This is a genomic window from Mangrovibacter phragmitis, assembly GCF_001655675.1.
Lineage (GTDB): Bacteria > Pseudomonadota > Gammaproteobacteria > Enterobacterales > Enterobacteriaceae > Mangrovibacter > Mangrovibacter phragmitis.
In genome coordinates this window covers 21,406-44,159 of sequence record NZ_LYRP01000022.1, presented here as the reverse complement: position 1 = coordinate 44,159, position 22,754 = coordinate 21,406, and the positions used below count along the sequence as shown (strand labels likewise).

The following is a 22,754-nucleotide window of genomic DNA, read 5'->3' as shown; positions in this document are numbered from 1 at the left end:
AAAAAACTGGTTGTCATTCAACAGTAAAAAAATCGTCAAGTGATCCAGATAACATTTATCAATATATTTAAATTATTTTATAATCAATACGTTACATGGTTTCACATCATAAAAAACCGAAATAAACCGGGGCAGTGATTTTTTTATCAACCTGTGGATAAGTTTGTTCACAACTTTTCTGAAGGCAATAAAAAAGCACCATGCAGCACTTTAATGCTGTGGAGAGTATTAGTGAGAAAATTTGGAGCGGGAAACGAGACTCGAACTCGCGACCCCGACCTTGGCAAGGTCGTGCTCTACCAACTGAGCTATTCCCGCTTGGGTGGTGCTGGCCTGATGGCCTGTCAAATTTTGGAGCGGGAAACGAGACTCGAACTCGCGACCCCGACCTTGGCAAGGTCGTGCTCTACCAACTGAGCTATTCCCGCTTGGGTGGTGCTGGCCTGACGGCCTGTCAAATTTTTGGAGCGGGAAACGAGACTCGAACTCGCGACCCCGACCTTGGCAAGGTCGTGCTCTACCAACTGAGCTATTCCCGCCCTGTGCAACTCTGCAAAACAGCATCGTCACGGGAGGCGCATTATACGAGAATTCGCATTTACCGCAAGCCCTGAATGAGAAAATTTCGTGCTTTTTGTTTGAATGATGATTTATTCAACAAAATGGTGATTTTCCCGGCGGATGAGGGGCTTGCCCTCATCCGGCTTGTTACAACTTGATAAAATTCTCACGGTACCAGGCCAGTTCCGCCACGGATTCACGAATATCATCCAGCGCCTGGTGTGACCCTTTCTTCTTAAATCCACTGAGAATTTCTGGTTTCCAGCGGCGCGCCAGCTCTTTCAGCGTGCTGACATCCAGATAGCGGTAGTGAAAATAGGCTTCAAGCTCCGGCATGTATTTGAATAAAAAACGGCGATCCTGGCCGATACTGTTACCGCAAATAGGCGAAGTATTGGCAGGCACCCATTCACGCAAAAATTCCAGTGTCGCCTGCTGGGCGGCGTTGTCATCCATCTGGCTGGCTTTGACACGCTCAACCAGGCCACTGGCCGTGTGGGTACGCACATTCCAGTCATCCATCAGGGCCAGTTGTTCATCAGACTGGTGAACAGCAATCACCGGGCCCTCAGCCAGAATATTCAAATCAGCATCGGTCACCAGCGTGGCAATCTCAATAATGCGGTCACGTTCCGGGTCCAGACCTGTCATTTCCAGATCAATCCAAATCAGGTTATTTTCTTTTGCACTCATGCTTTTTCTGTCCTTTTCGCCTGTTGGCGCACTGACAATCGGTTATTTCGTATAAAATAGCGTGTATCATAGAGGTTTTGCCCATTGTGGGCGACCAGGAGCCACCACGATTGAGTAAAAATAAACTCTCCAAAGGCCAACAACGCCGCGTCAAAGCGAACCACCAGCGCAGGCTGAAGACACCTACGGAGAAAACTGATTACGACGATACGCTGTTTGGCGAGCCACAAGAAGGTGTCGTTATCAGCCGTTTCGGTATGCACGCTGACGTTGAATCTTTCGACAGCGAGATTCACCGCTGCAACATTCGCCGTACCATCAAATCTCTGGTGACTGGCGACCGTGTTGTCTGGCGTCCGGGCAAACCAGCGGCTGAAGGCGTGATGGTCAACGGCATTGTCGAGGCAGTGCACGAACGCACATCGGTACTCACCCGGCCTGATTATTATGACGGGATAAAACCCATCGCCGCCAATATTGACCAAATTGTGATCGTCTCCGCAATTTTGCCGGAGCTCTCTCTGAATATTATTGACCGCTATCTGGTTGCCTGCGAAATCCTGGACGTTGAACCACTGCTGGTGCTTAATAAAACCGATTTGCTGGATGAAGACGCACTGGCTTTCGTAAACGAGCAAATGGATATTTACCGCAATATTGGTTACCGCGTGCTGATGGTGTCCAGCCATGCTCACCAGGGTCTGGAAGAGCTGGAAACGCTACTGACTGGCCGTATCAGTATCTTTGCCGGCCAGTCTGGTGTGGGGAAATCCAGCCTGCTGAATGCGCTGTTAGGGCTGGATGAAGAAAAAATTCTGACCAACAACGTTTCCGATGTTTCCGGCCTTGGGCAGCACACCACCACCGCCGCGCGCCTTTATCACTTCCCCCATGGTGGTGATGTCATTGACTCCCCAGGCGTCCGTGAATTTGGTCTGTGGCACCTGGAAGCGGAACAAATCACTCAGGGTTTTGTCGAATTCCGTGATTATCTGGGCACCTGTAAATACCGTGACTGCAGCCATAACAATGATCCCGGTTGTGCGCTGCGCGCTGCCGTTGAACGAGGTGAAATAGCTGAAACTCGTTTTGAAAACTATCACCGTATTCTGGAAAGCATGGCGCAAGTCAAAACCCGTAAGAATTTTTCAGAAACCGATAACTGACAACCAGGCAGGCTGCCGTTAAAATTCGTCGCCCTGTATACAGGCCCGGGTAACACGAGATACCGGGCAAGGAAAAGCAATACAACGGCCTGGAGGCTAACTTGCTAAATAACATTAAACTTTCACTTCAATACATTCTGCCCAAATTGTGGCTGACCCGGCTGGCGGGCTGGGGAGCAAACAAACGTGCAGGCTGGCTGACCAAACTGGTGATTGATGCGTTCGTTAAATGCTACAAAGTTGACATGAAAGAAGCGCAAAAGCCGGATACCGCCAGTTACCCTACCTTCAACGAATTCTTCGTGCGCCCTTTACGGGAAGATGCGCGTCGCCTTAACACCGACCCAAATGCGCTGGTGATGCCAGCTGATGGCGCGGTCAGCCAGTGCGGAGCTATCGAAGATGATAAACTGCTGCAGGCCAAAGGCCATGATTACACCCTTGAAGCGTTGCTGGCAGGTAACTACAACATGGCGGCGCTGTTTCGTAACGGCAGTTTCGTCACCACGTACCTCTCTCCGCGCGATTACCACCGGGTGCATATGCCCTGTAACGGTATACTGCGGGAAATGATTTACGTGCCGGGCGACCTGTTCTCCGTTAATCCGTTAACCGCGCAAAATGTACCTAACCTGTTTGCCCGTAACGAACGGGTTATTTGCCTGTTTGATACAGAATTTGGCCCGATGGCACAGATTATGGTGGGCGCAACTATTGTTGGCAGTATTGAAACTGTATGGGCTGGTACCGTCACTCCGCCACGGGAAGGGATCATCAAGCGCTGGACCTGGCCTGATGGCAGCCATGAAGACGCTATTGCACTACTTAAAGGCCAGGAAATGGGCCGTTTTAAACTGGGGTCAACCGTGATTAATCTGTTTGCTCCGGGTAAAGTCACACTGGATGAACAGCTCAAGCCATTGCTGACCACCCGCCTTGGCAATACGCTGGCCTGGGGGAATATCCCTCATGCTGAACAGGGCGACAACCTGGCAACCGAACAGGTTCAACCCGCAGCTGAAGACAGTTAACTAACTGACGAGTACGCAACGTGCGCCTGCTAATCCTGTTTTTGGTGACCCTGAGTCTCAGCCTGGGGGCGCACGCCGCCCCTTCTTCTACAGATAATGACGCGATTGCTCAGGCTCTGGAGCAAGCGAAAACCAACAAGAACCAGCCAGGACAGGCTGAACTGATTGAAACCCTTCAGGCTGCATTGAGCTCTCTTGAGGAGCGTGAGCACGCCCGGCAACAGGCTGATGAATACCAGCAGGTTATCGATAACTTTCCCAAACTCTCTCAGGCGTTACGCCAGCAACTGGCTAGCCAGCCCTCATCAGAGGCGGAAAAAATACCGGCGGGGTTATCAGCAGACGTGCTTAACCAGGAGATTCTCCAGGTCAGCAGTAAATTGCTGGATAAAACCCGCGAAGCTCAGCAGGAGCAGGAAAAAAGCCGCGAGATTACCGACTCACTGAACCAACTGCCGCAGCAACAAACCGATATCCGCCGCCAGCTTGGCGAGCTGGAGCGCCGTTCAGGTGTCAATGTTTCCAATACACCTCTGGCACAGGCACAGCAATGGGCACTCCAGGCGGATATTGCCCGCCTGCGCGCCAGGCTTACCGAGCTGGAAATGGCGCAGCTTTCTGCAAATAATCGTCAGGAACTGGCCCGCCTGCGAGCAAGCCTTGCGGAGAAACAGAGCGAGCAACTGGACAGGCGGTTACAGGCATTACGCAATCAATTAAATAGCCAACGCCAGCGCGAGGCAGAAAAAGCGCTGGAAAGCACTGAACTGTTAGCGGAAAACAGTGAAAACCTGCCCCCAGAAATCGAAGCGCAATTTACCGTTAACCGCGAGCTTTCTCAGGCTCTGAATCTTCAGGCGCAACGTATGGATCTGGTAGCTTCTCAGCAGCGCCAGGCGGCGAACCAGATTCTGCAAGTGCGCCAGGCACTCAATACCCTGCGTGAGCAGTCACAGTGGTTAGGGGTATCTAACGTGCTGGGCGAAACACTGCGCGCTCAGGTGGCGCGTCTGCCCGAAATGCCCAAACCACAGCAAGTAGATACCGAAATGGCGCAAATCCGCGTTCAGCGGTTGCGCTATGAAGACCAGTTGAGCAAACAACCACAATTGCGCCAGCTGCGCCAGGCCAGTGGTCAGCCACTTACTCAGGAACAAAGCCGCATTCTTGATGCTCAGTTACGCACCCAGCGTGAATTGCTGAGTTCGCTATTGCAGGGTGGCGATGCGCTTATCCTTGAACTGACGAAATTGCGGGTCGCCAACAGCCAGTTAGAGGACGCGCTGAAAGAGGTGAATGAAGCCACTCACCGTTACCTGTTCTGGACGGCAGACGTCAGTGCCATCTCCCTGAGCTGGCCACTGGATATTATGCAGGATCTGCGCCGCCTGCTTTCGCTCGATACCCTGGGTCAATTAGGGAAAGCCGCCGGTATGATGCTGACCAGCCGGGAAACCCTGATCCCTTTATTTGCCGCGCTGGTTCTGGTGGGTTTCAGCATCAGTTCTCGCCGCCACTTTTCAGCTTTTCTTGAACGTTCCAGCAGTAGAGTTGGCAAAGTCACCCAGGATCATTTTTATCTCACCATTCGCACTGTATTCTGGTCGATTCTGGTTGCTTCTCCGTTACCCGTCCTGTGGGGCATTCTGGGCCATGGTTTACAACAGGCCTGGCCGTGGCCAATTGCAGTCGCCGTTGGCGACGGTGTAACTGCCACTGTTCCCTTGCTGTGGGTGGTGATGATTTGTGCCACCTTTGCACGCAGCAATGGTCTGTTTGTGGCTCACTTCGGCTGGCCACGCCACAGGGTAGCCCGGGCCATGCGTTATTACCTGATGAGCATTGGTTTAATTGTGCCGCTGATTATGGCGCTTATCATGTTCGATAACCTCAATGACCGGGAATTTTCCGCTTCACTGGGCCGCCTGTGTTTTGTCTTTATTTGTGGTGCACTGGCTATTGTCACTCTCAGTTTAAAACGCGCCGGTATCCCGCTGTGGCTGGATAAACAAGGCAACGGTGACAATGTCCTCAACCGCTTGTTCTGGAACTTGCTGATCTGTGCGCCTGTGTTGTCCGCACTGGCGTCTCTGGTGGGTTACCTCGCAACAGCGCAAGCGTTGCTGGCGCGCCTGGAAACCTCTGTCGCCATCTGGTTTTTGCTGCTGGTCATCTACCATATTGTGCGCCGCTGGATGTTTATTCAGCGCCGCAGGCTGGCGTTTGACCGGGCCAAACACCGCCGGGCGGAGATCCTTGCTCAACGAGCAAAAGGCGAAGAAGAACCAGTGCAAGGGCACAGTGCGGAAGGCAACCCGGAGCTTCCCGAAGACACAGAAATCGATCTGGATACGATCAGCGCGCAATCGCTGCGTCTGGTGCGATCACTGCTGACACTGGTCGCATTGATCTCTGTGATCGCGTTATGGTCGGAGATCCATTCGGCATTCAGTTTCCTGGAAAATATCTCATTGTGGGATGTCACCACCACTGTACAGGGTGTGGAAAGTATCGAACCCATTACCGTTGGCGCAGTGCTTATCGCCATTCTGGTGTTCATCATTACGATGCAACTGGTGCGCAATCTGCCTGCCTTGTTGGAGCTGGCTATACTGCAGCATTTGGATCTGACACCGGGCACCGGCTATGCCATTACCACTGTCACCAAATATTTGCTGATGCTGCTGGGTGGTCTGGTCGGTTTCTCCATGATTGGCATTGAATGGGCCAAATTACAGTGGCTGGTTGCCGCATTAGGTGTGGGGTTGGGCTTTGGTTTACAGGAGATTTTCGCCAACTTTATTTCCGGGCTGATTATCTTATTTGAAAAACCCATTCGTATTGGCGATACCGTGACGATTCGTGACCTGACAGGCAGTATCACCAAAATCAATACCCGGGCAACCACTATCAGCGACTGGGATCGTAAAGAGATAATTGTCCCCAACAAGGCGTTTATTACTGAACAATTTATTAACTGGTCGCTGTCTGATTCTGTTACTCGTGTTGTGCTCAGTGTCCCTGCCCCGGTGGAAGCCGAAACCGAAACCGTCACGGGTATTTTGCTGGCTGCCGCCCATCGATGCTCACTGGTCATTGATAACCCTCCGCCAGAGGCTTACCTGGTAGATATACAGCAAGGTATACAGCTCTTTGAACTACGTATTTATGCTGCTGAAATGGGGCACCGGATGCCATTACGCCATGAACTCCACCAGTTAATCCTGCTGGGCTTCCGGGAACACAATATTGACCTGCCGTTCCCACCGTTCCAGATGCGGCTGGAGTCCCTGGATGGTAAACGCAGCGCAACCACCCTGACCTCTGCAGGCAAAAGCGTACGCTCACCAGGTAGTCTGTAAAAAAAACACCCCCACCATACTCTGGCAGGGGTGTTTTATTCGGTTTTTTTACCCGCGAGTGTATCAGGCGCGATCGACAGTAAAAGCCATCACCTCAGATAAACTTTCGGCCTTAAGCGCCAGCATCACCAGGCGGTCAACCCCTAGTGCGACACCGGAACAATCCGGCATTCCTGCTTTCAGTGCTTCCAGCAGGTTAACGTCCACAGGCTGTTGAGGAAGCCCTTTCGCGGCACGTTTACGGTTATCCTGCTCAAAGCGCTGCTGCTGTTCACCTGCGTCAGTCAGTTCGTGGAAACCATTCGCCAGTTCCACACCCCGGAAATAGACTTCAAAACGCTCAGCCACACGGTGATCTTCGGTACTGATTTGCGCCAGTGCGGCCTGGCTTGCCGGGAAGTGGTACACAAAGGTTGGTTTATCTTTTCCAATATGTGGTTCCACACCCATAGCAAACAACAGTTGCAACAAGGTATCGCGGTCTTCTTCGGTATCGGCGATATTGCTTAAATCAAGGCGCGCGGCTACTTCACGTAACTGCTGTTTATCTGCAGACAGCGGGTCGATTTCCAGATGGCGCTGAAACGCCTGCTGATAAGAAAGGGATTCTGCCGGGCTGCACTCCAGCACTTGCTGCAATAAGTCGTCCACCTCGTTCATCAGGCGATACATGTCATAGCATGGACGGTACCATTCCAGCATAGTGAATTCAGGGTTATGGTAGCGCCCCATCTCTTCATTACGGAAACTACGGCATAACTGATAAACCGGACCACAGCCTGCAGCAAGCAAGCGTTTCATGTGGTATTCCGGGCTGGTCATTAAATACAGGTTCATCCCTTGTGAATGACCCGGCCCCACAAAACGTGTTTCGAAAGGCACCAAATGGACGTCAGTAACCGTTGCCTGGCTCATACAGGGGGTTTCGACTTCAAGGACGCCCCGGTCTGAAAAAAAACGCCGTATTCCGGCCATAATCTCAGCACGTTTTAATAAATTGGGGACTGATGCGCCCGGCTGCCAGGTTGCCGTATCGCTCATGTTACTTTCTCCGGTTTGACACAAGGGCACGCAGTCTACTCGCATCTCCATAAAGAGACAAATTTTGCACAGCAAAATTTGCCGAATAAGCCCGTCGTGCCTGGCGTGGCCCATTTTTTTGTAAATCAGTCAATGACATTAGTTGATTGTTGCGGATATCAACAAAAAAATCGAACACGTCAATTTTCCCTCTTTTTAGCAAGGTTATACTGAGCTCCCCACCAAGGAGCAGGGGAAAACGTTCGCTTTCGCTATCGGCCACTGTGTGAGCTACCTTTGGAACAGATGCGTTGCGAAATAACCATAATCTGGAGGAATGTCGTGCAAACCATTCAAGCTGATATCGCTATAATTGGTGCCGGCGGTGCAGGCCTTCGCACCGCAATTGCGGCAGCGCAGGCGAATCCACAAGCCACCATCGCGCTGATATCCAAAGTCTACCCTATGCGCAGCCACACTGTTGCTGCTGAAGGTGGATCTGCCGCGGTCGCACAAGATCATGATAGTTTCGAGTATCATTTTCATGATACCGTCGCAGGCGGTGACTGGCTCTGTGAACAGGACGTTGTTGATTATTTCGTTCATCACTGCCCAACAGAAATGACGCAACTGGAACAGTGGGGATGCCCCTGGAGTCGTCGCCCGGACGGATCAGTTAACGTTCGTCGTTTTGGGGGGATGAAAATAGAAAGAACCTGGTTTGCCGCAGATAAAACCGGCTTTCACATGCTTCATACCCTGTTCCAAACTTCTCTGCAATTTCCGCAAATCCACCGCTTTGATGAACACTTTGTCCTCGACATTCTGGTCGATGAAGGCCATGTGCGTGGTCTGGTCGCCATGAATATGATGGAAGGGACTCTGGTGCAAATCCGTGCCAATGCCGTGGTTATGGCAACGGGCGGTGCTGGCCGCGTTTACCGTTATAACACTAACGGTGGGATTGTCACTGGCGATGGTATGGGCATGGCACTGGCTCATGGCGTACCACTGAGGGATATGGAATTTGTGCAGTATCACCCCACCGGGCTCCCTGGCTCCGGTATTTTGATGACAGAAGGCTGCCGTGGCGAAGGTGGTATTCTGGTCAACAAAGATGGCTACCGTTACCTGCAGGATTACGGTATGGGGCCAGAAACCCCACTGGGCGAGCCGAAAAATAAGTATATGGAACTGGGCCCACGCGACAAAGTCTCGCAGGCTTTCTGGCATGAATGGCGTGCTGGCCGCACCATTGAAACGCCAAGAGGCGATGTGGTGTATCTGGACTTGCGCCACCTGGGTGAGAAAAAACTGCTTGAGCGCCTGCCATTTATCTGTGAACTGGCGAAAGCCTATGTCGGTGTGGATCCCATCAAAGAACCGATTCCCGTACGACCAACCGCGCACTACACCATGGGCGGCATTGAAACCAACACAGAATGTGAAACCCGTATTAGTGGTTTGTTTGCAGTGGGTGAATGCTCTTCTGTGGGGCTGCACGGTGCTAACCGCCTGGGGTCTAACTCACTGGCGGAACTGGTGGTATTTGGCCGTCTGGCTGGTGAAAAAGCAATGGCTCACGCTGCGCAGGCAAGTACCGGTAATGATAATGCGCTGAATGCTCAGGCAGCCGATATTGAACGCCGCCTGACAAGCCTTGTTAATCAGGAAGGGAACGAGAACTGGGCGAAAATCCGTGACGAAATGGGTCTGTCGATGGAAGAAGGCTGTGGGATTTACCGCACGCCAGAACTGATGCAAAAAACTATCGATAAACTGGCTGAACTCCAGGAACGCTTCAAGCGTGTGCGCATTACCGACACTTCAAGTGTGTTCAACACCGATTTGCTTTACACCATAGAGCTGGGGCACGGCCTGAATGTTGCTGAATGTATGGCGCACTCAGCGATGGCACGTAAAGAATCCCGTGGGGCGCATCAACGCCTTGATGAAGGTTGCACAGCGCGTGACGATGTGAACTTCCTCAAACATACCCTCGCGTTCAGGAATGCAGAAGGCCACACGCATCTGGAATACAGCGATGTGAAAATCACCACTCTGCCACCAGCAAAACGCGTTTATGGCGCCGAAGCGGAAGCAGCCGACAAAAAGGAGACGGCGAATGGCTGAGATGAAAACCATGAAACTGGAAGTGGTGCGGTATAACCCGGAAACGGACAACGAGCCACACAGTGTGTTTTACGATGTGCCCTGGGATGAGCAAACCTCATTACTGGATGCGCTGGGTTATATCAAAGATAACCTGGCACCCGACCTGAGCTACCGCTGGTCCTGCCGTATGGCTATTTGCGGTTCATGCGGCATGATGGTTAACCAGATCCCCAAACTGGCCTGTAAAACCTTCCTGCGTGATTACACTCAGGGCATCAAAATCGAGGCTCTGGCAAACTTCCCCATTGAGCGCGATCTTGTCGTGGACATGACCCACTTCATTGAAAGCCTCGAGGCGATTAAGCCCTACATCATCGGCAATAATCGCTCACCGGAACAAGGGCCAAATACCCAAACACCTGCGCAAATGGCGCGTTATCACCAATTTTCCGGGTGTATTAACTGTGGGTTGTGTTATGCCGCCTGCCCGCAATTTGGCCTTAATCCGGAGTTTATCGGCCCGGCAGCCCTGACGCTGGCCCATCGCTATAATCTGGACAGCCGTGATCATGGTAAGAAAATGCGTATGCCAGTGATTAACGGTGAAAACGGTGTGTGGCCCTGCACATTTGTCGGCTTTTGTTCTGAAGTCTGCCCGAAGCATGTCGACCCGGCAGCCGCGATTCAGCAAACAAAAGTGGAAAGTGCGAAGGACTTTTTAATCGCCACCCTGAAACCACGCTAAGGAGTGCAGCATGACCACAAAACGTAAACCTTATGTGCGGGCGGTTGCCCCGGACTGGTGGCAAAAACTGCCGTTTTACCGTTTCTATATGCTTCGTGAAGGTACCTCTGTGCCAACCGTCTGGTTCAGCATCATCCTGATTTATGGGTTATATGCACTGAAAGGCGGGGCAGGCTCCTGGGCAGGTTTTGTTGGCTTTCTGCAAAACCCGGTGGTAATCATCCTGAATCTGATTACCCTGGCAGCAGCCCTTCTGCATACCAAAACCTGGTTCGAACTGGCGCCGAAAGCTGCCATTCTGATCGTTAAAGGTGAGAAATTACCCCCACAACCCCTGATTCGTGCACTGTGGGCCGTCACTGCCATTGTCACTGTCGTGATTCTTGGCGTGGCGTTGTTCTGGTAAGGAGGTATTATGACAAATCAACAATTGAAGCGTTCCGACGAACCGGTATTTTGGGGGCTGTTTGGTGGTGGCGGTATGTGGGGAGCGATTATCGCCCCGGTTATCGTCCTGCTGGTTGGGGTTCTGCTGCCACTGGGCTTTTATCCTGGCGAAGCACTGGGATATGAACGTGTACTGGCCTTTGCGCAAAGTTTTATTGGCCGGGCGTTTATTTTCCTGATGATAGTTCTCCCCTTGTGGTGTGGCCTGCACCGTATCCATCATGGCATGCATGACATGAAGATCCATGTTCCTGCCGGCAAATGGGTATTTTACGGGCTGGCCACAATCCTGACCGTTGTTACACTGATTGGTGTGGTCTTCATTTAATACCAGCCCGAACCTGGCGGCAGAGGCTGCCGCCAGGTCATAAAATAATTCTGTACTTTCCTCAACATTTTCCCCGTGACTTCCTACACTTAAAAGAAAAAAGGAAGCACACCATGCGTAAAAGTTTATATCTCGCCATCCTGCTTGGCGTTGCCACGTTAACAGGCTGCAGCAACCCCGTTCCCCCACCCGGCGTAACCGTTGTCGAGAATTTCAATATCAATCGTTATCTTGGTACATGGTATGAAATAGCCCGCCTTGATCACCCCTTTGAGAGTGGGCTGGAACAGGTCACAGCCACTTATGGTTTACAGGTTAATGGCGGTGTCAGTGTGATTAACCGCGGCTATAACCCGGCTCGTGGCATATGGCAGTCAGCACAGGGAGAAGCCTGGTTCACTGGCGCCCCCACGAAAGGCGCACTGAAAGTCTCGTTCTTTGGTCCCTTCTACGGCGGCTATAATGTGATGGCGGTTGATAAATATTACCAGCATGCCTTGCTGTGCGGGCCGGACAGAAGCTATTTGTGGATATTGTCCCGTACCCCCACACTCAGTACGGAAGTAAAAAACCAGTATATCCACCTGGCCCAACAGCAAGGCTTTGATACCAGCAAGCTGATTTGGGTAAAACAAACGCCGTTAGTGGCTAAATAATTTTACCCCGAGAATACCTGCAACAATCATCGCCAGGCTGAAAAGCCTGGCCGGTGTGGCGGGTTCACCTTCCCAGACAATACCAATAATCACCACCCCCACCGCACCAATACCACTCCACACCGCATACGCAGTGCCGGCTGGCAGGCTTCTGATAACATACGAGAGCAGTAGCAGGCTGAGCGCCATCGCGCTAAGAACAATAACGGAAGGGTAAAAACGACTGAAACCGTAGGTGTGTTTTAATCCGGCAGCCCAAACCACTTCCAGCAAACCGGCAAGAATAAGTAATAACCATGACACAGGAGCTCCTGAGGGGCCGTCCCCAATGTGCAATGATAACCCGGTACAGGCCGTCCTGAACGGGAATAATAGAGTCCTTAACCCAAACTGCTCACCATAAAATAAGGTAGCCAGTGGATAAAGGTTATACAAAATACGGGTGATTTATTGTCGCAAACCCGATATGTCCATGCAACCAGCGCTTTCTTACTTGACTAACGTGAGAAATAGCACTGCTTCTGCTGTCAGTTCCATAATTCAGTTAGCAGCTTTTCTTTCTATCATGTCACCTTACCCTGGAAAGTGGCTCAGGCTATTTTTGTTACTGGATGCAAAATATGTATGTTTAGCGTATTACTTGTGGATCGTTGTTACTTTAGCCGCTTCGGGTTGAAATCTCTGGTTATGTCATCAGGAGATTTATCGGTTAATTTTAATATTGTTGACACAGATAACTTATTATATGCCCGAGAGTATATATTACGGCACCAGCCAAATATCGTGATAGCTGATTTTCATGGTTTTCTTAAAGAAATACATCACGTACAACAATTGGCTTCGATTTCTCTTGCCTGCGGCACATCAACCAGATTAATTATTCAGCAAAGTAACCACACACCACCAGAATTGAAGGCATTACATGAAGTGATGGGGGCGTGGAAAATACTCGATAAAAATAATTCTCTGAATGATATTAAGGAAATATTACAGTCATCACTTTTCTCTCGCCCCCCTTTTGGCCTGCAGCGGGACCTTACGCCATTACTGACGCTCAGAGAGGAAAAAATTCTGGCTTTGTGGGAGCAGGAGACCAGTAATGAAAATATTGCCAGTAAAATGGGGATATCGGTAAAGACCGTTTACACCTACAAACGCAACATCCGCATGAAGCTTGGGGTAAATAACCGTCTGGCATTATTTTTAACCTGATAAAGCGAAATGATGGTACCCGCAGACACCATCACTTCACCAAAGCATAAATTCTTACTGTGATTATTTCTGGGCATTTGTTGCCGCGTCAGAAATAGCGCTACCACCTTCCTGAATATCTTGTCCCATACCACGAGTGGTATTACAGGCAGTCAGTACAGAGGTGCAAATCAACGCTGCAATAAGCGCAGCAATCGTTTTCTTGATCATAATCGCATCCTTATCTGTCATCATTTATTGGTCAGAGACAACAATAAGGATAGTGCACCAGAAAATGTGCAGAGAAAAATTAAGACCAGGCTGAAAAGATTAGTCGGATGCGCGCTGAATCGCCCCGCCGAGGTGCTGGATATCTTCACCGAAGCCCCGGGCCGTATTACAACCAGACAATAACGCAACAACCAGAATGATAACCAGTGATTGAACCGCTCTTACCATCGCATAACCCCGGAAGCAAATGCACAGACACTTTACAAGCGCAGGTATCAGCACCTGCGCCGTAAAACAGAATTCAGCTTATTTCACGCGAGATACGTATTCGCCAGAACGGGTATCAACACGGATAACTTCACCAATCTGAACAAACAGCGGCACTTTTACCACTGCGCCAGTAGACAGCGTGGCTGGTTTACCGCCAGTACCAGCAGTATCACCTTTCAGGCCTGGGTCGGTCTCAACTACTTCCAGTTCCACGAAGTTTGGTGGAGTGACAGAAATAGGCTGACCATTCCACAGCGTCACGATGCACTCAGCCTGATCCAGCAACCATTTTTCGTTATCACCAATGGCTTTCGCATCAGCAGACAGCTGTTCGAAGGTTTCATTGTTCATGAAGTGCCAGAACTCACCGTCGTTGTACAGGTAAGTCAGGTTCATATCGACAACATCAGCACCTTCAGCGGAATCAGTAGATTTGAAAGTTTTTTCTACACGGGTACCGGTCAACAGACGACGCAGCTTAACACGCGCAAAAGCCTGACCTTTCCCTGGTTTAACGAATTCGCTGGCTTCAACTGCGTAAGGTTCGCCATCTAACATGATTTTAAGACCAGAACGAAAATCGTTGCTATAGTAAGTTGCCATAAGGCCCTCTGAAATTATTAACTGGTAGCTTAGCCAAAAAAATGGCACACATTGTAACCCTAAAACCCCCCTCCAGAGAAGATTGGTTATCGCAACTTGCCGATGTTATAACCGATCCCGATGAACTTCTGAATATTTTAAATGTAGACGCTAATGAAACATTGTTAGCCGGGCGCGATGCCAGGCGGCTGTTTGCTCTGCGTGTTCCCCGCGCATTTGTGGCGCGAATGGAGCCAGGAAACCCAAATGATCCTTTACTGATTCAGGTACTTACCAGTCAACAGGAATTTACCAACGTAGCCGGATTTAGTGAAGATCCTCTGGATGAACAACACAGTGTGGTTCCAGGTTTACTGCACAAATACCGTAACCGTGCGTTGTTGCTGGTAAAAGGCGGTTGTGCAGTCAATTGCCGTTATTGTTTCCGTCGCCACTTCCCGTATGCCGAAAACCAGGGCAACAAACGCAACTGGCAAAGTGCGCTGGACTACATTGAGGCTCACCCGGAACTGGATGAAATTATTTTCTCTGGTGGTGATCCGCTCATGGCGAAAGACCATGAACTGAACTGGCTAATAACCGCCCTGGAAGCAATCCCACATATTAAGCGATTACGTATCCACAGCCGCCTGCCCGTGGTCATCCCGGCTCGGGTAACGCCTGCATTATGCGAATGTATCATGGCATCAAGGCTGCAAGTTCTGCTGGTAAATCATATCAACCATGCCCAGGAAATCGATGATACCGTGCGTGCAGCCATGGCCCGGTTACGTGCAGCAGGCGTAACATTGCTCAACCAGAGTGTGTTACTCAAAAATGTGAACGATAACGCGCAAACTCTTGCACAGCTCAGTAATGCGTTGTTTGATGCCGGGATCCTGCCCTATTACCTGCATATTCTGGATAAAGTTCAGGGTGCCGCTCATTTTCTGGTTTCTGATGATGAAGCACGGGCCATTATGCGCGAGTTACTCACCATGGTATCCGGTTACCTGGTGCCTAAACTGGCCCGTGAAATTGGTGGAGAACCCAGTAAAACGCCACTGGATCTACAGTTACGTCAGCACTAGTTCCTGCCTGTACTCACGCCACTTTCAGGGAAAAGTCCCAAAAAAACACTGCCGGGCTCCTGCCTCGGCAGTGAAAGGTGCCTGTCAGCCTACCGGGAAAGAGGGCGTGACAGGCTTTCGGGCTTGTTATGCGTTAAAACGTTTCCCAGCCAGTATCGCTCCCACCAGCACCGGCTGGCGCAGCCAGTTGTGGCGCCCGAGGGCGGGATGGCGCGGCGGGTTCATGATTGGCGCCGGGCAAACGGAATACATTGACCATTTGCTGCAACTTATCTGCCTGGTCTTCAAGGCTATTTGCCGCCGCAGACGATTCCTGTACCAGCGCGGCGTTTTGCTGGGTCGTGGTATCCATTTCCGTCATAGCCTGAGCAATCTGGCCAATCCCACGGTTTTGCTCATCGGACGCGGCTGCAATTTCCTGCATCAGGTCTTTTACCTGGGTTACTGAGTTCACAATACCACTCATACTTTCACCAGCCAGGTCCACCTGGCGTGCGCCTTCATCCACATGTTTAACTGATTCCTGAATCAGGGCCTCAATCTCTTTGGCCGCCTGAGCACTGCGTTGCGCCAGTGAGCGAACTTCGCCGGCCACTACGGCAAACCCGCGGCCCTGATCACCTGCGCGGGCTGCTTCCACCGCAGCATTCAGTGCCAGAATATTGGTCTGGAAAGCAATCCCATTGATGACAGAGGTAATTTCAGCAATACGGCGAGAACTGTCGCTAATGTCCTTCATGCGGGCTACCGCAGAGCTGACTACCTGCCCGCCATGGGTTGCAGTATCTGATGCAGCAATGGCTAACTGGCTTGCCTGATGGGCATTCTGGGCATTCTGTTTAACGGTAGAGCTGAGTTCTTCCATACTTGCCGCTGTTTCTACCACCGCAGCAGACTGCTGTTCAGTGCGGGCAGACAGTTCGTTATTGCCCAGTGAAATTTCATTGGCGGCTGAACTGACTGATCGGGAAGCACTGCGTACCTGCCCCATCGCCTCTGCAACCCGAGTAACCAGGTTATTAAATGCGGTGATAGCCATACCTATTTCATCCTGGCGGCCTGCAGACATACGATGGCTTAAGTCCAGGTTTTCACTGATGGTTACCATACCGCTTTTCATTTCATTCAAACGGCGACGAATACCGAGCACGGTTACCAACCCAAACACGCCAAGAACAATAGTCGCCAGTAACGTGGCAGAAACAGACAGCATCATTGAACGGTGGATCAGACTACTGCTTTGCTGGTTGGCCTCATTCACCAGTTGGTTGTTATAGTCTATCTGCGCTTTAAAATCCTGGGCCAGCAGGCTGACCTGGTTTGCTACCAATCCGCCGGTACGCATCGCTTTCGTGACCGCTACGCGGTCATTGGATTCGGAAATCTTAAAGAACTGATCCATCACTCCGCGGAAATGCTCCAAATCTGCCATGGTTTTTTTCGACAACGCTTCATCATGGGAATCCGAGATCAAATCATTCAGATAATGCTGGTGCGCTTTATACACTTGATCATAAAGCGCGACCGCGCTGGCTTTTATTGCATTCATTCCGGGCAGGTCTTCGGTTAATCCATGCTGGTATAACTGAGAACGGATATCAGTAATCTTCATCATTTCATTATTGATTACCGTTATACTGGGCAACGTATTCACCTGAAAATAGGTGGCATCATCACTTATCTTAGATAATGAAATCATTGAGATAACATTGGTAACAATCAAACTTAATATCAGCAGAGAAAAAGCAAGCAACAAGCGCTTGGTGATGTTCATACATCCTCCCGGTAACGATGAATTTATTTTTGGTGTAAAACTGGTTTTAAATATCAATAATAAAAACGCAAAAATACAGGCACTCACCTTTATCTATTTTCTGTTATCGGCAGGGGTACAAAGTACCTTGAGCCTTATTTATTATTAAGTGTAGAAAGTATTGAATGCTGTGAAAAATATCACAATAAATAAAGCTTAAGGAATCTTAATATATTGATAAATAAAGCCAAATTTAAATATAGCAAGCTAAATATAACCTGCGTTTACATTTTTATATATTTAATTAATGCTTAATTATAGCAATAACTAATTTGCGTTTGATACAAACAAAAACAGCACGATGAGAAGAATAAAAATGTAAAAGTAACCGGGAATAAAAAAGAGAATTAACCAGTGGTAAAATGTTAATGTTGATGACGAAAACAATAGAGCCAACGCGGGTATTTGTTGTCAGCACAAAAAAGACAGGCTCAAAAAAAGAACAGCACACGGGCAGCGTGAGCTTATGCACTTACCGCCCGGTGCCAAAAAGCAGTTACTGCGCGCATTTATAAACCTGACCAGTCATTTCGCTGGCCGTAGGTACAAAACTGGAAATCAGGCCCTGAGTTGGGCTGCTGACACCGTAAAGCACATTACCGCCCATCGCAGCCGCTTTGTTACGCAGGTCATTCGCTGCACCACGCAATGAACCACCTTCATTACCAGCCTGGCCAGACAGCCAGTTACTTTGCTCCCCTGTTGCTGTCCCCAGATACTGGCACTCACTGGAAGGCTTATCTTCAACAAAACGAACAGACTGCCCGGCAGAACTCAGTTGATTACTGGCGCTACACCCTGCCAATAACGCAGCCATGGCAATTAACCCGGCCGATAGTTTCATCTGCATATGATTCCCCATTAGTAAAAAAAATCGCGCCAATTTAACCAGATAAACCTTATACCATACCCAGAAAAAGAAAACCCCCGGTGAAATTCACCAGGGGCTTTTTCTGCTAACCTGAGGTGCAGGGCAATTACATCATACCGCCCATGCCACCCATGCCGCCCATACCACCAGCAGCACCTAAATCAGCTTTATCTTCTTTCGGCAGGTCAGTCACCATGCATTCAGTGGTGATCATCAGGCCAGCAACAGAAGAAGCGTACTGCAACGCAGAGCGGGTTACTTTGGTTGGATCCAGAATACCCATATCGATCATGTTGCCGTATTCTTCAGTTGCCGCATTGTAACCGTAGTTACCTTCACCTGCTTTCACATTGTTGGCAACCACTGACGGTTCTTCACCGGCATTAGATACAATCTGACGCAGCGGAGATTCCATAGCGCGCAGCGCAACTTTGATACCCACGTTCTGGTCTTCGTTTGCAGCAGTCAGGCCAGCGATTTTCGCAGCAACGCGCACCAGCGCCACACCGCCACCAGCAACCACGCCTTCTTCCACAGCAGCACGGGTTGCGTGCAGTGCGTCTTCTACGCGTGCTTTCTTCTCTTTCATTTCAACTTCAGTAGCGGCGCCAACTTTGATAACGGCTACGCCGCCTGCCAGTTTGGCAACACGTTCCTGCAGTTTTTCACGATCGTAGTCAGAAGTTGCTTCTTCAATCTGCTGACGGATCTGACCAACACGCCCCTGGATTGCAGCTTCATCGCCCACACCATCAATAATGGTGGTGGTATCTTTATTGATAACCACGCGTTTAGCCTGGCCCATATCTTCCAGAGTGGCTTTTTCCAGTTCCATGCCGATTTCTTCAGAAATCACCGCACCACCAGTCAGCACAGCGATATCCTGCAGCATTGCTTTACGGCGGTCACCGAAGCCCGGAGCTTTAACCGCAGCCACTTTCACGATACCGCGCATGGTGTTAACAACCAGAGTAGCCAGTGCTTCACCTTCAACATCTTCAGCAATAATCAGCAGTGGTTTGCCTGCTTTTGCTACGGCTTCCAGAACTGGCAGCAGTTCACGGATGTTGGAGATTTTTTTGTCAGCCAGCAGGATGAACGGGTTTTCCAGTTCAACAGCACCAGTTTCTGGTTTGTTGATGAAGTAAGGAGACAGGTAGCCACGGTCGAACTGCATACCTTCTACAACGTCCAGTTCGTCTTGCAGGCCGGTGCCTTCTTCAACGGTGATAACGCCTTCTTTACCCACTTTTTCCATTGCTTCTGCAATCAGTTTACCCACGGTTTCGTCGGAGTTTGCAGAGATGGTACCTACCTGAGCGATAGCTTTGGAATCAGAGCAAGGCACAGACAGGGCTTTCAGTTCTTCAACAGCAGCAGCAACTGCTTTGTCGATACCGCGTTTCAGGTCCATCGGGTTCATGCCAGCAGCAACCGCTTTCAGGCCTTCGTTAACAATAGACTGTGCCAGAACGGTTGCAGTGGTGGTACCGTCGCCTGCAGCGTCATTCGCTTTAGAGGCAACTTCTTTCACCATTTGCGCGCCCATGTTTTCGAACTTGTCTTCCAGTTCGATTTCACGCGCTACAGATACACCGTCTTTAGTAATGGTCGGTGCACCAAAAGATTTGTCCAGAACTACGTTACGGCCTTTCGGACCCAGGGTAACTTTTACTGCGTCTGCCAGGACATTCACGCCACGCAACATTTTTACACGGGCGTCATTACCGAATTTTACGTCTTTAGCTGCCATTTCTATTTTCCCTTAAATTCGTTCGTTCAGTGTTATCGCGCGTGGTAATTACGCTTCAACAATTGCCAGGATGTCGGATTCAGACATGATCAACACTTCTTCATTGTCGATCTTCTCAGCTTTAACGCCGTAACCATCGTTGAAAATTACGATGTCACCCACTTTCACATCCAGAGGTTTCATTTCACCATTTTCCAGGATGCGGCCATTGCCCACAGCCAAAACTTCACCACGAGTTGATTTACCCGCGGCAGAGCCAGTCAGAACGATGCCGCCAGCTGATTTAGATTCAACTTCTTTGCGCTTGACGATCACACGATCATGCAATGGACGAATTTTCATTGATAGCTCTCCTTTGAGAAAGTCCGTATCAGTTTTAGGGGTTATGCCGGTTCACCTTCTCCGGCTGGTGACCAGAGAGATGGGGATGTTCTTTCTCCCCTTCAAGGGGAGAAAGAAAAAATTTTCAGATTTTTTTATCGCTCATCACGATCGTGGTCTGAAAGGCGGTCTGACGAATTATCTTTACGCTGGAACTCGCCATCAAATGTCTGCCCGCCCTGGCCTGGGCCATTAAAATTGCCGCCCATCCAGCTAAACCGTAAATGGGGCATTAATTTCATTGTCAGATGTTTCTGAACGGGAGGAAGCAGGAGTAACAACCCGAGGAAATCGGTGAAAAACCCGGGCAGTATCAACAGCAGGCCAGAAATAATCAGTGAAACACTTTTGATCATTTCAGCCGCAGGGCTTTCACCTGCTGACATACGTTGCTGCATCAGCATCAGGTTTTTAAAGCCCTGGTTACGCACCAAAGACATGCCAACCACTGAAGTGAAAATCACCAGAATCAGCGTCAGCAGAACTCCCAGCACATGGGCAACCTGAATAAAGATAGAGATCTCTACATACACATAGAGAAAGAAGGCAAGAAACGGTATCCAGCGCACAATGGCTCCTGTAAGAGGTCAGGCAGTTACACTACCTGCATAGAATGAAGTGGGACACATTAACCCTGTAATCAAAAGTGGGGGCCTGAGCGCAAAAATCAATCGTCAGTGTGTTTTTTTTATGAAAAGTTTAGGAGCGGTGAGCTATTTCACATATTAGTAACTGTAATGGAAATTCACAGATAATAAGTGATCGAGATTACGGCAATCGGCTATGATCAGCATATCATGTTAACCACGTAGCCAAAATGGACATAATCGTCGGTTACGCGATGGAATAACCACATATCGTTTGTGTGTATTTTTTATCCATGTTCGCCTGAACACGAAAAAAAGGTTGATTCAACATGCTAAACAACATTCGTATTGAAGAAGATTTGTTAGGTACCAGGGAAGTGCCGGCAGAGGCCTACTACGGTATACACACGCTCAGAGCGATTGAGAACTTCTACATCAGCAACAATAAAATCAGCGACATCCCCGAGTTTGTTCGCGGTATGGTCATGGTGAAAAAAGCGGCGGCGCTGGCAAACAAAGAGCTGAAAACCATTCCGCGCAGCATTGCTAACACCATTATAGCGGCCTGCGATGAAGTGCTGAACAACGGTAAATGCATGGATCAGTTCCCTGTCGATGTGTTTCAGGGCGGCGCAGGCACATCCGTTAACATGAATACCAATGAAGTAATCGCCAATATTGGGCTTGAACTGATGGGTCACCAAAAAGGGGAATATCAGTACCTGAACCCTAACGACCATATCAACAAATGCCAGTCCACCAATGATGCCTACCCCACTGGTTTCCGAATTGCCGTTTATGCGTCACTTATCAAATTAGTCGATGCCATTCACCAGCTGGGAGAAGGCTTCCAGAACAAAGCAGTTGAGTTCGAAACCATCCTGAAAATGGGCCGCACCCAGTTGCAGGATGCAGTGCCTATGACTCTGGGCCAGGAATTCCACGCGTTCAATGTATTGCTCAACGAAGAAACCAAAAACCTGCTGCGTACCGGTGAGTTACTGCTGGAGGTCAACCTCGGAGCCACAGCTATCGGTACACGCCTGAACACACCTGATGGCTACCAGCAACTGGCTGTACAAAAGCTGGCGGAAGTGAGCAATCTGCCTTGTGTTCCGGCGGAAGACCTGATTGAGGCCACGTCAGACTGTGGGGCTTACGTTATGGTGCACAGCTCACTGAAACGCCTGGCTGTAAAACTATCCAAAATCTGTAATGACCTGCGTCTGCTCTCTTCAGGCCCACGCGCCGGGCTGAACGAGATAAACCTGCCAGAACTCCAGGCGGGTTCATCAATCATGCCTGCCAAGGTCAACCCCGTGGTGCCAGAAGTGGTCAACCAGGTGTGCTTCAAAGTTATTGGCAACGACACCTGCGTCACCATGGCATCAGAAGCCGGGCAATTACAACTTAACGTTATGGAACCGGTAATAGGTCAGGCAATGTTTGAATCCATTCATATTCTGACCAACGCCTGCTACAACCTGCTGGAAAAATGCGTCAATGGCATCACCGCCAACAAAGCGGTGTGTGAAAGCTACGTTTATAACTCTATCGGGATTGTCACCTACCTCAATCCGTTCATCGGCCACCACAACGGCGATATCGTCGGTAAAATCTGTGCTGAAACTGGCAAAAGTGTCCGTGAAGTAGTACTGGAACGTGGCTTGCTGACAGAAGCGGAACTGGATGACATCTTCTCCGTCAACAATCTGATGCATCCGGCGTATAAAGCCAAAAGGTACACCGATGAAAGCGAACAATAAGTACCGGCTATAACCCAACAAAAAGGCACGTCTCTGGCGTGCCTTTTTATTTTGGAGTGAACAATGTCATAACATTTTCTTATCTTAAACCTAA

23 protein-coding genes and 3 tRNA genes are annotated in these 22,754 nt (G+C 49.8%); 11 read left to right on the top strand and 15 right to left on the bottom strand.

Annotation, left to right across the window (positions count from 1 at the left end; translation table 11 throughout):
* Window positions 1-242 precede the first annotated feature (242 nt).
* From A9B99_RS13330 to orn, 4 genes are all read right to left on the bottom strand, one after another.
* Window positions 243-318, bottom strand: a tRNA-Gly gene (locus A9B99_RS13330).
* 34 nt (window positions 319-352) lie between these two features.
* A tRNA-Gly gene (locus tag A9B99_RS13325) sits at window positions 353-428 on the bottom strand.
* Window positions 429-463: 35 nt separating this feature from the next.
* Window positions 464-539, bottom strand: a tRNA-Gly gene (locus tag A9B99_RS13320).
* Window positions 540-708: 169 nt separating this feature from the next.
* A complete protein-coding gene (gene orn, locus A9B99_RS13315; RefSeq protein ID WP_064598236.1) occupies window positions 709-1,254 on the bottom strand; it encodes an oligoribonuclease in 546 nt (181 codons plus the stop codon).
* 110 nt (window positions 1,255-1,364) lie between these two features.
* Between orn and rsgA the strand changes: the two genes are divergently transcribed.
* The 3 genes from rsgA (at window position 1,365) to mscM (ending at window position 6,813) form a co-directional block, all read left to right on the top strand.
* Complete coding sequence (gene rsgA, locus A9B99_RS13310; RefSeq protein ID WP_064598234.1) at window positions 1,365-2,420, top strand: small ribosomal subunit biogenesis GTPase RsgA; 1,056 nt, start codon at window positions 1,365-1,367, stop codon at window positions 2,418-2,420.
* Between the two features lie 101 nt (window positions 2,421-2,521).
* Complete coding sequence (gene asd, locus A9B99_RS13305) at window positions 2,522-3,451, top strand: archaetidylserine decarboxylase (RefSeq protein ID WP_064598232.1); 930 nt, start codon at window positions 2,522-2,524, stop codon at window positions 3,449-3,451.
* Between the two features lie 20 nt (window positions 3,452-3,471).
* Entirely contained in the window at window positions 3,472-6,813 is a 3,342-nt protein-coding gene (gene mscM / locus A9B99_RS13300; protein WP_064598230.1) for a miniconductance mechanosensitive channel MscM, read from the top strand.
* A 63-nt stretch (window positions 6,814-6,876) separates the two neighbouring features.
* On the opposite strand, the gene epmA is transcribed toward mscM, so the two are convergent.
* Together epmA and A9B99_RS13290 are read right to left on the bottom strand one after the other, a co-directional pair.
* Window positions 6,877-7,854: an elongation factor P--(R)-beta-lysine ligase gene (gene epmA, locus A9B99_RS13295; RefSeq protein ID WP_064598228.1), complete on the bottom strand. Its 978-nt coding sequence runs from the start codon at window positions 7,852-7,854 to the stop codon at window positions 6,877-6,879.
* A gap of 1 nt (window position 7,855) precedes the next feature.
* Window positions 7,856-8,116: a hypothetical protein gene (locus A9B99_RS13290; protein ID WP_064598225.1), complete on the bottom strand. Its 261-nt coding sequence runs from the start codon at window positions 8,114-8,116 to the stop codon at window positions 7,856-7,858.
* A 59-nt stretch (window positions 8,117-8,175) separates the two neighbouring features.
* On the opposite strand from A9B99_RS13290, the gene frdA reads away from it, so the two are divergent.
* From frdA to blc, 5 genes are all read left to right on the top strand, one after another.
* Window positions 8,176-9,966: a fumarate reductase (quinol) flavoprotein subunit gene (gene frdA / locus A9B99_RS13285; protein ID WP_064598223.1), complete on the top strand. Its 1,791-nt coding sequence runs from the start codon at window positions 8,176-8,178 to the stop codon at window positions 9,964-9,966.
* Window positions 9,959-10,693, top strand: coding sequence for a succinate dehydrogenase/fumarate reductase iron-sulfur subunit (locus A9B99_RS13280; protein ID WP_064598221.1), 735 nt, complete (start codon window positions 9,959-9,961; stop codon window positions 10,691-10,693). The genes frdA and A9B99_RS13280 overlap by 8 nt, the downstream gene beginning before the upstream one ends.
* A 10-nt stretch (window positions 10,694-10,703) precedes the next feature.
* Entirely contained in the window at window positions 10,704-11,099 is a 396-nt protein-coding gene (gene frdC / locus A9B99_RS13275; protein WP_064598219.1) for a fumarate reductase subunit FrdC, read from the top strand.
* A gap of 9 nt (window positions 11,100-11,108) precedes the next feature.
* A complete protein-coding gene (gene frdD / locus A9B99_RS13270; protein ID WP_064598216.1) occupies window positions 11,109-11,468 on the top strand; it encodes a fumarate reductase subunit FrdD in 360 nt (119 codons plus the stop codon).
* A 113-nt stretch (window positions 11,469-11,581) separates the two neighbouring features.
* Window positions 11,582-12,124, top strand: coding sequence for an outer membrane lipoprotein Blc (gene blc, locus A9B99_RS13265; protein ID WP_064598214.1), 543 nt, complete (start codon window positions 11,582-11,584; stop codon window positions 12,122-12,124).
* On the opposite strand, the gene sugE is transcribed toward blc, so the two are convergent.
* Window positions 12,110-12,427, bottom strand: coding sequence for a quaternary ammonium compound efflux SMR transporter SugE (sugE, locus tag A9B99_RS13260; protein WP_064598212.1), 318 nt, complete (start codon window positions 12,425-12,427; stop codon window positions 12,110-12,112). The genes blc and sugE overlap by 15 nt on opposite strands.
* A 282-nt stretch (window positions 12,428-12,709) precedes the next feature.
* Between sugE and A9B99_RS13255 the strand changes: the two genes are divergently transcribed.
* Window positions 12,710-13,336: a LuxR C-terminal-related transcriptional regulator gene (locus tag A9B99_RS13255; protein WP_231889193.1), complete on the top strand. Its 627-nt coding sequence runs from the start codon at window positions 12,710-12,712 to the stop codon at window positions 13,334-13,336.
* A 63-nt stretch (window positions 13,337-13,399) separates the two neighbouring features.
* On the opposite strand, the gene A9B99_RS13250 is transcribed toward A9B99_RS13255, so the two are convergent.
* The 3 genes from A9B99_RS13250 to efp form a co-directional block, all read right to left on the bottom strand.
* Window positions 13,400-13,546 carry an entericidin A/B family lipoprotein gene (locus A9B99_RS13250; protein WP_064598208.1) on the bottom strand — a complete coding sequence of 49 codons (147 nt, stop codon included), beginning with the start codon at window positions 13,544-13,546 and terminating at the stop codon, window positions 13,400-13,402.
* Window positions 13,547-13,645: 99 nt separating this feature from the next.
* Window positions 13,646-13,774, bottom strand: coding sequence for an entericidin A/B family lipoprotein (locus tag A9B99_RS23325; protein WP_072006892.1), 129 nt, complete (start codon window positions 13,772-13,774; stop codon window positions 13,646-13,648).
* A 78-nt stretch (window positions 13,775-13,852) separates the two neighbouring features.
* Window positions 13,853-14,419 carry an elongation factor P gene (efp, locus tag A9B99_RS13245; protein ID WP_064598206.1) on the bottom strand — a complete coding sequence of 189 codons (567 nt, stop codon included), beginning with the start codon at window positions 14,417-14,419 and terminating at the stop codon, window positions 13,853-13,855.
* Window positions 14,420-14,460: 41 nt separating this feature from the next.
* Between efp and epmB the strand changes: the two genes are divergently transcribed.
* Window positions 14,461-15,489, top strand: coding sequence for an EF-P beta-lysylation protein EpmB (epmB, locus tag A9B99_RS13240; RefSeq protein WP_064598204.1), 1,029 nt, complete (start codon window positions 14,461-14,463; stop codon window positions 15,487-15,489).
* A 133-nt stretch (window positions 15,490-15,622) separates the two neighbouring features.
* On the opposite strand, the gene A9B99_RS13235 is transcribed toward epmB, so the two are convergent.
* From A9B99_RS13235 to A9B99_RS13215, 5 genes are all read right to left on the bottom strand, one after another.
* Entirely contained in the window at window positions 15,623-17,263 is a 1,641-nt protein-coding gene (locus tag A9B99_RS13235) for a methyl-accepting chemotaxis protein (RefSeq protein WP_064598202.1), read from the bottom strand.
* A gap of 535 nt (window positions 17,264-17,798) precedes the next feature.
* Window positions 17,799-18,152 (bottom strand): DUF4156 domain-containing protein, encoded by a 354-nt coding sequence (locus tag A9B99_RS13230; protein WP_064598200.1) that lies wholly within the window; start codon window positions 18,150-18,152, stop codon window positions 17,799-17,801.
* A gap of 127 nt (window positions 18,153-18,279) precedes the next feature.
* Window positions 18,280-19,926: a chaperonin GroEL gene (gene groL, locus A9B99_RS13225; RefSeq protein WP_064598198.1), complete on the bottom strand. Its 1,647-nt coding sequence runs from the start codon at window positions 19,924-19,926 to the stop codon at window positions 18,280-18,282.
* A gap of 48 nt (window positions 19,927-19,974) precedes the next feature.
* The gene (locus A9B99_RS13220) at window positions 19,975-20,268 is read right to left on the bottom strand and encodes a co-chaperone GroES (RefSeq protein ID WP_036103188.1); all 294 of its coding nucleotides are present in this window, start codon (window positions 20,266-20,268) and stop codon (window positions 19,975-19,977) included.
* Window positions 20,269-20,402: 134 nt separating this feature from the next.
* Complete coding sequence (locus A9B99_RS13215; RefSeq protein WP_064598196.1) at window positions 20,403-20,876, bottom strand: FxsA family protein; 474 nt, start codon at window positions 20,874-20,876, stop codon at window positions 20,403-20,405.
* 347 nt (window positions 20,877-21,223) lie between these two features.
* Here A9B99_RS13215 and aspA point away from each other — a divergent pair, with 347 nt between their 5' ends.
* Window positions 21,224-22,660 carry an aspartate ammonia-lyase gene (aspA, locus tag A9B99_RS13210; RefSeq protein ID WP_064598194.1) on the top strand — a complete coding sequence of 479 codons (1,437 nt, stop codon included), beginning with the start codon at window positions 21,224-21,226 and terminating at the stop codon, window positions 22,658-22,660.
* Window positions 22,661-22,754 lie beyond the last annotated feature (94 nt).

What these genes read in the sequence shown, in the direction of transcription:
- orn (WP_064598236.1), bottom strand. Translation starts at nt 1,254, where the DNA reads ATGAGTGCAAAAGAAAATAACCTGATTTGGATTGATCTGGAAATGACA.
- epmA (WP_064598228.1), bottom strand. Translation starts at nt 7,854, where the DNA reads ATGAGCGATACGGCAACCTGGCAGCCGGGCGCATCAGTCCCCAATTTA.
- A9B99_RS13280 (WP_064598221.1), top strand. Translation starts at nt 9,959, where the DNA reads ATGGCTGAGATGAAAACCATGAAACTGGAAGTGGTGCGGTATAACCCG.
- frdC (WP_064598219.1), top strand. Translation starts at nt 10,704, where the DNA reads ATGACCACAAAACGTAAACCTTATGTGCGGGCGGTTGCCCCGGACTGG.
- frdD (WP_064598216.1), top strand. Translation starts at nt 11,109, where the DNA reads ATGACAAATCAACAATTGAAGCGTTCCGACGAACCGGTATTTTGGGGG.
- blc (WP_064598214.1), top strand. Translation starts at nt 11,582, where the DNA reads ATGCGTAAAAGTTTATATCTCGCCATCCTGCTTGGCGTTGCCACGTTA.
- A9B99_RS13250 (WP_064598208.1), bottom strand. Translation starts at nt 13,546, where the DNA reads ATGATCAAGAAAACGATTGCTGCGCTTATTGCAGCGTTGATTTGCACC.
- A9B99_RS23325 (WP_072006892.1), bottom strand. Translation starts at nt 13,774, where the DNA reads ATGGTAAGAGCGGTTCAATCACTGGTTATCATTCTGGTTGTTGCGTTA.
- efp (WP_064598206.1), bottom strand. Translation starts at nt 14,419, where the DNA reads ATGGCAACTTACTATAGCAACGATTTTCGTTCTGGTCTTAAAATCATG.
- epmB (WP_064598204.1), top strand. Translation starts at nt 14,461, where the DNA reads ATGGCACACATTGTAACCCTAAAACCCCCCTCCAGAGAAGATTGGTTA.
- A9B99_RS13235 (WP_064598202.1), bottom strand. Translation starts at nt 17,263, where the DNA reads ATGAACATCACCAAGCGCTTGTTGCTTGCTTTTTCTCTGCTGATATTA.
- A9B99_RS13230 (WP_064598200.1), bottom strand. Translation starts at nt 18,152, where the DNA reads ATGCAGATGAAACTATCGGCCGGGTTAATTGCCATGGCTGCGTTATTG.
- groL (WP_064598198.1), bottom strand. Translation starts at nt 19,926, where the DNA reads ATGGCAGCTAAAGACGTAAAATTCGGTAATGACGCCCGTGTAAAAATG.
- A9B99_RS13220 (WP_036103188.1), bottom strand. Translation starts at nt 20,268, where the DNA reads ATGAAAATTCGTCCATTGCATGATCGTGTGATCGTCAAGCGCAAAGAA.
- aspA (WP_064598194.1), top strand. Translation starts at nt 21,224, where the DNA reads ATGCTAAACAACATTCGTATTGAAGAAGATTTGTTAGGTACCAGGGAA.